We start from the raw sequence: 5926 nt of genomic DNA on the forward strand, positions 1-5926 counted from the left end.
TATGAATGATGGTGGTTCTATTATTCTTATCGGGTCAAATGCTGCACATCGGGCTTACGCAAATTTTACGTTGTATGGTGCTGCGAAAGCGGCTGTCATCTATTTTGCGAAAGCATTTTCAAGCGACCTTTTGGATAGAAAGATCAGGGCAAATGTGATAACACCTGGTACAACGGATACACCGGCATTTGAGAAGTTTGTTCCCGCAGACCAAATTGATGCTGTCAAAACACACTTTGCAAGTGGAATGCCGACAGGCAGAATTGGGCAACCATCCGACATTGGAAAAACAGCGGTTTTTCTGGCCTCTGATGATTCTTCCTTCATGCTGGGTGCTGAGCTCCTTGTTGATGGTGGCATGACCTATTTATCTAAATAATTAACCGCCTACTTGTGCGAGTTGTAACTCTCTTCATTAAATAACAAAAAAAATCAAAATGAGTAAAACAGAAAACAGCGTAGCGAGCTACGCAATTGTGGGCTTCGGCAATATCGGCAAGGCCCTGGCTAGGGCATTTGCCCGTAAGGGTATCAAAGTATTTGTTGCAACCACGCGCAAACCGGAAAGCTTTGCATCCGATGCCGCCGCGATCGGGCCGGATATTATTCCCACAACGCTGGCGGAAGCCGTCAAGGCCGACGTCATCTTCCTGGCAGTGCGTTTTGAATCGCACAGGAATGTCGCGAAGGCGCTCTCCGACTGGCAGGGGAAGATCATTGTAGATGTGACCAATGCCTACGGAGTGCCTCCTGAGCAGCTGGAGGGATTGCCTTCTGCCAGCTTCGTTGCACAGGCCTTCCCTGGTGGAAAACTGGTTAAGGGATTCAACCACTTGGGCGCTGCAATTTTGGAGCAGGATCCGGCCGTGCATGGTGGCAGGAGAGTTGTGTTCCTGGCTAGCGACGATGACGGTTCAGCAACGGAGATCGGTGCGCTGGCGGGAAAGCTCGGTTTTGCACCGGTCAAGCTTGGCGGCCTTTCGGAAGGTGGACTGCTTGTGCAGGCGCAGGGCAATAGCTGGGGTAAGCTTATCTTTCATGACTTAATCAAGTTCGGCTGATGAATCGGGATCGAAAATTTCAATGCGATCCTGATTCGTAAGCAAACCACACCACAGTTTCAATCTTAAAAAAAATAATGAATAAATTAGAAAATCAAGTAGCCGTAGTTACAGGTGCTTCGAAAGGAATAGGTGCGGCTATCGCGAAACACTTCGCGGCAGCAGGCGCAAAGGTAGTTGTCAATTATGCCTCAAGCAAGGAAGACGCTGAGAACGTGGTGAAAGCCATAACCGGCAATGGCGGTGTAGCCATTGCCGTACAGGCAGATATATCGAAGGAAGCCGATGTGGCAAGACTGTTTGAAGAAACCAGCAAAGCATTCGGTGCGTTAGATATTTTGGTCAACAACGCAGTCTTTCAGCAATTCTTACCGGTTGAACAGGCATCGGTAGTTGCTTTTCATCAGCATTTCAACGTCAATGTTTTAGGCCCCATACTTGCTATCCAGGCATCTTTGAAGCTGTTTGGCGATAAGGGTGGTAATATCATCAATATCAGTTCGGGTGCAAGCAAAATGCCGATGCCGGGAGTCTCATTATATTCGGCAACCAAAGCGGCATTAGATGCTATGACCGTTTCTTTATCGAAGGAACTGGGCCCAAAAAATATTCGTATCAATTCTATTTTACCGGGGGCTACTGAAACAGAAGGTGCAGCGAGCGCGGGTGTCACTACCGGCAGTGGGTATGAAAAAATGTTTATTGCCAATACGCCGCTTGGTCGTAGAGGCCAGCCGGAGGACATTGCGAAAGCCGCCGTATTTCTTGCTTCCCATGACGCAGCGTGGATTACGGGTGAGCAAATTTCCGTTTCAGGTGGTATGTATGGCTTTTAAAATAATAAACTCAAAAAAGAAAGACAATTGAAAAAAACATGATAATGTATAGCGATCGTGACCGGGATTCGAACAAGAATTAAGCATTATGCATCTTATTTTCAACCATGTACGGTATAATGTATTTTTAAAGTAAATAATACATACAGGATACCTATTAATGAAATAACCCGCTAAAAACAATTGTTTTAGCGGGTTATTCTATGGGGCCACACTCATTTATATTTGCGCCCTCAATAGCCTGACAAATGCCAAACCAACAGACTCCGCACCAATAATTGCAACCTCTTTATTTTGTAGTGACATATTTTTTATAAAAAGTATAATTCAATCATTAGTAATCACACGACCAGGTACATATAGATTATACAGCAGAGGAGCATAACTTTGCATTATTTGAGGTAACTCAACTTTAATTATTTGTAAAAAGATATTTTTCTTTCAGTATTCGTTTCAACCAGTTGATTTCAGTTGTGGCGGTTTCCCATTATGCGGTAATAATTCGATCAGTTTATCTTTTGGTTGTGTTGCTATTCGCGACAGTACATCTTTAAGCCAATCCAAAACATTCACTTCACGTAATTTGCAATTTTCCACAAGTGAAAACATTAATACTGCTCCTGCACTACGATTTACCGATCCGAAGAACAAGGCGTTTTTCCTTTCATCGTTTTCAAGATTTGTTCCCTAAAAGCTGTAAAGCTATAGCCGTATAAGACCCACTTATTGTAATTTTTTGCCTGACAAACTACAACTTCATTTCCCCGGCAGGTTTAAACAAAATATTTACAGCTTCAGTTCTTATTATCGGATATTGACCGGTCGTTTTCCTATATCAATTAAAGGACTGCCTAAATTCCAAAGGAGATTGATGGGTTTTGTTTTTGAATAATTTACTGAACGATTGTGAATGCTCAAATCCTAATTCGTAAGCAATTTCACTGACAGATAATTCTGTAGTAGATAATTTTTCTTTCGCTTTTTCAATCAGTTTGTCGTGGATGTGTTGTTGGGTGGTTTGTCCGGTAATTGTTTGAAGTAAGCGGCTTAGGTAGCTTATCGACACGTTTAATTTTTCAGAGATATAATGGACTGTAGGCAAGCCACTATGATTTATCTCATCACCATCGAAATAATCTGAAAGCAATTTTTCAAAGCGCTCAAGAATTTGATGATTAGCCTTCTTGCGTGTAAGAAATTGACGATGGTAAAAACGCTCGGCGTAACTCAGTAAAGTTTCTAAATGAGCAATAACGATATCCTGACTAAAGTTATCAATATTTGAGTGATACTCCTGTTGTATATTTTCGATAATTCCGATGATCGTTTTTTCTTCTTTTTCCGAAAGAATCAGGGCTTCATGAACCGAATAATCAAAATATTGGTATCGCTTGATGGTCTTTGCTAATATTGTATTCCAAAGAAAATCGGGGTGTATGAGTACTACATACCCCGATTGTTTTAATCCTTCCTTTTTGTCAGAGGAAACGCTAAATACCTGGTTAGGTGCCATAAACGACATAATACCTTCGTCAAAATCGTACCGCTGTTGTCCGTATTTTAGTTTACCGTTATTGAACACTCTTTTGAGTGCAATCAAATAAAAATCTAATGTCAATTTCACCGGCTCGTTATGTTGTAAAGCCGGGACATCTTTGACATTGATGACACTGATTAGCGGATGTTCAGGTTTGGGTAATCCTCTTAACTGGTGAAATTCGCTAATAGTTTTTATCCTGATTGGTTTTGTATTTGACATAAATAATAGTGCTATTTTCGATGGTATACTTTCGCAAGTTCCTTCGTGTCGCTGGTACAAAGTTATCCATTTCGGACGGGATAGTTCCTTGGCTTTACCCGCCGGTATAATAGCTCCCCGGCCGGGTTACAAGTTAATGCTTCGTTTGCAATGTATCGTATTTTCTTGCCTTCGATGCATTATTGCTGATAACGGTCATTATATAGTCTTTGCCGGGCGAACCTGTAACATTATTTTAATTGTTTTCTCTTTGAATGTTATTGTTCTTTCCTTACTTCCAACACCAATTTTCCACGAACGTGCCAGGTTTCGCTTTGCCTGTGCGCTTGTGCCACTTGCTCCAAAGGATACACCTTGCTAATGGCAACGTTTACTTGACCTTCATCAATCAACCGGGCCATTTCATTCAGCCAATACCGGTGATTGGTTTGTATATGAAGTAATGCTCCTTTTGCCCCCTTTTTAGCAAGTGCTTCTTTGACAGCGTCGCTAAACGGAAAATCGACATTTACACTTACCAAAATACCACCATTTTTTAAGATGCTTACGCCCTTCAACCGTTCATTATTATCGCGAAGCGGCGAAGCATCAAAGACCAGGTCTATGTTCTGCAACAATTCTTCAAATTTCTGCGTTTTATAGTCTATTGCCTCGTCAGCGCCTATCTCTTTCAAAAATTCCTGATTATCTGTTGAGGCGGTTCCTATAACATACGCACCTTTTGCTTTGGCAATCTGTATAGCCAGGCTGCCGACACCACCCGATGCGCCATGAATGAAAACACGTTGTCCTGCCTGCAATTTTCCTAATTCGAAAAGCGCATTACACGCGACTAGCCCGGTCAAGGGCACGCCCGAAGCTTCATTAAAACTGATTCTCTTAGGTTTTAGTGCGAATTGACTTGCTTTTGCTGCGACAAACTCGGCATAACTTCCGTCGCCGGGGAAGTTAGGAACGCCATATACTTCATCGCCTTTTTTGAACTCGGTTACGTCGCTGCCAACCTCTTCAACAATACCCGCTGCATCCCAGCCTATTGTCATAGGTAATTTTAACAGGGGCCTTAAAAAATCATTGCCACCCTTGCGCACCACCCAGTCAACCGGGTTTACACCACTGGCGAATACTCTCACTAAAATTTCATCGGCTGCGGGAATAGGGCATTCTATTTCTTGTATCTTTAAAACATCCGTTGCACCAAATTCGTTAATTCTAACTGCTTTCATGGTAAATTATTTTGTTAGTGCAAAATTCAGCAACAAAGCAACAGTTAATGTAGCCATTTTTGACTTTGTTGTAGCCGAAAATGAAATCGTTCGAAATACACCACATTATTTGTTCACATGGGATGACGGCTCAGGATCCCTGTAGTACCCACTAGTCTGTGCACCAATAGACTCATTGATGCTGGGTTACAAATAAATCCTGCTACCTTTTAATCGATTAAAAGATGCCTCATATTTTAGGTAGCCATAGGTGTTAAGCTCCTTCAGTGTTTTATAATAAGTCTTAACGGAGATCATCTTTGTTAATGGCATTAATTCCCCGCTAAATGCCTTTAGCGGGGTAATAAAGTCCTTTTGTTTTCATTGTTGCAGCAGTGCGGCATATAAAGCGATATGGGCAGTCCCGATGCGGGGATCTTCCTTTATCTCTTCAAAGAAAATGGACAATTTCTCATTATAGCTGCTAGCCAATGGAGACATGTTTTCTTTTTTTCTTTGTTTTTTCGCCGGCAGTTTCTTCCGTCTGTTCCGCCTCCTTTTTCATCGCTTTCTTTTCATCGTTTTTTTCGGTCTCTGACTCCGATGTCGCTACATTGTTTTGCTCTTTGTTTTTCGGCTGCAAGAATATGCGCTGCATACTGCTGTCATAGACAGCAATGTTGAAGAATTTGGGGTTGGCTTCAATAAAATGTCTTATTTCTTTCCCTTCTTGCATAAAAGTAACGGACTGCCGGTTGCCTTTTTTTAAAGAAGCTATTAAAGGCGCCGCATCTTCTGCATGTGCTAATTCTTTAATGGGATATTTGGCCAGAGCAATTTTTAGGTCGTAACCATATTGCCGATAAAATTTTTCCATTTGATAATTTCCGCTTTCATTCGTTTGTTTAAAATTCAATTGCATCCAGGCATTGTAAGATGCTCCTTCTTTGCTGATCAGATCTTTGTTGATTGCTCGGCCTGCTAAAAGATTGTAAGCTTCTTTTAAAGTAATGGTATTTCCCTTATCTACATAGAAGCTCTGCTTGATATTGTTATCACCTTTTT

At 41.7% G+C, this 5926-nt stretch carries 7 protein-coding genes; 3 read left to right on the forward strand and 4 right to left on the reverse strand.

What is annotated here, in order from left to right; all coding sequences use genetic code 11:
* The 3 genes from ACQR30_RS06005 to ACQR30_RS06015 all read left to right on the forward strand — a co-directional run.
* Positions 1-379: SDR family oxidoreductase (locus tag ACQR30_RS06005; RefSeq protein ID WP_429732700.1), on the forward strand; the 379-nt coding region annotated here is incomplete at its 5' end.
* 58 nt (positions 380-437) lie between these two features.
* Complete coding sequence (locus ACQR30_RS06010) at positions 438-1061, forward strand: NADPH-dependent F420 reductase (protein ID WP_429732703.1); 624 nt, start codon at positions 438-440, stop codon at positions 1059-1061.
* 77 nt (positions 1062-1138) lie between these two features.
* Positions 1139-1897, forward strand: a complete 759-nt coding sequence (locus ACQR30_RS06015; RefSeq protein ID WP_429732706.1) for an SDR family NAD(P)-dependent oxidoreductase — start codon at positions 1139-1141, stop codon at positions 1895-1897.
* A gap of 453 nt (positions 1898-2350) precedes the next feature.
* On the opposite strand, the gene ACQR30_RS06020 is transcribed toward ACQR30_RS06015, so the two are convergent.
* The 4 genes from ACQR30_RS06020 to ACQR30_RS06035 form a co-directional block, all read right to left on the reverse strand.
* Positions 2351-2506, reverse strand: coding sequence for a transposase domain-containing protein (locus ACQR30_RS06020; protein WP_429732716.1), 156 nt, complete (start codon positions 2504-2506; stop codon positions 2351-2353).
* Positions 2507-2732: 226 nt separating this feature from the next.
* Positions 2733-3656 carry a helix-turn-helix domain-containing protein gene (locus ACQR30_RS06025; protein ID WP_429732708.1) on the reverse strand — a complete coding sequence of 308 codons (924 nt, stop codon included), beginning with the start codon at positions 3654-3656 and terminating at the stop codon, positions 2733-2735.
* A 257-nt stretch (positions 3657-3913) separates the two neighbouring features.
* Positions 3914-4882, reverse strand: a complete 969-nt coding sequence (locus tag ACQR30_RS06030) for an NADP-dependent oxidoreductase (RefSeq protein ID WP_429732711.1) — start codon at positions 4880-4882, stop codon at positions 3914-3916.
* A 463-nt stretch (positions 4883-5345) separates the two neighbouring features.
* Positions 5346-5926 (reverse strand): hypothetical protein (locus ACQR30_RS06035; protein WP_429732714.1); only part of this gene is annotated, 581 nt, incomplete at its 5' end.

Source organism: Arachidicoccus sp. (assembly GCF_050436765.1).
Classification (GTDB): domain Bacteria; phylum Bacteroidota; class Bacteroidia; order Chitinophagales; family Chitinophagaceae; genus Arachidicoccus.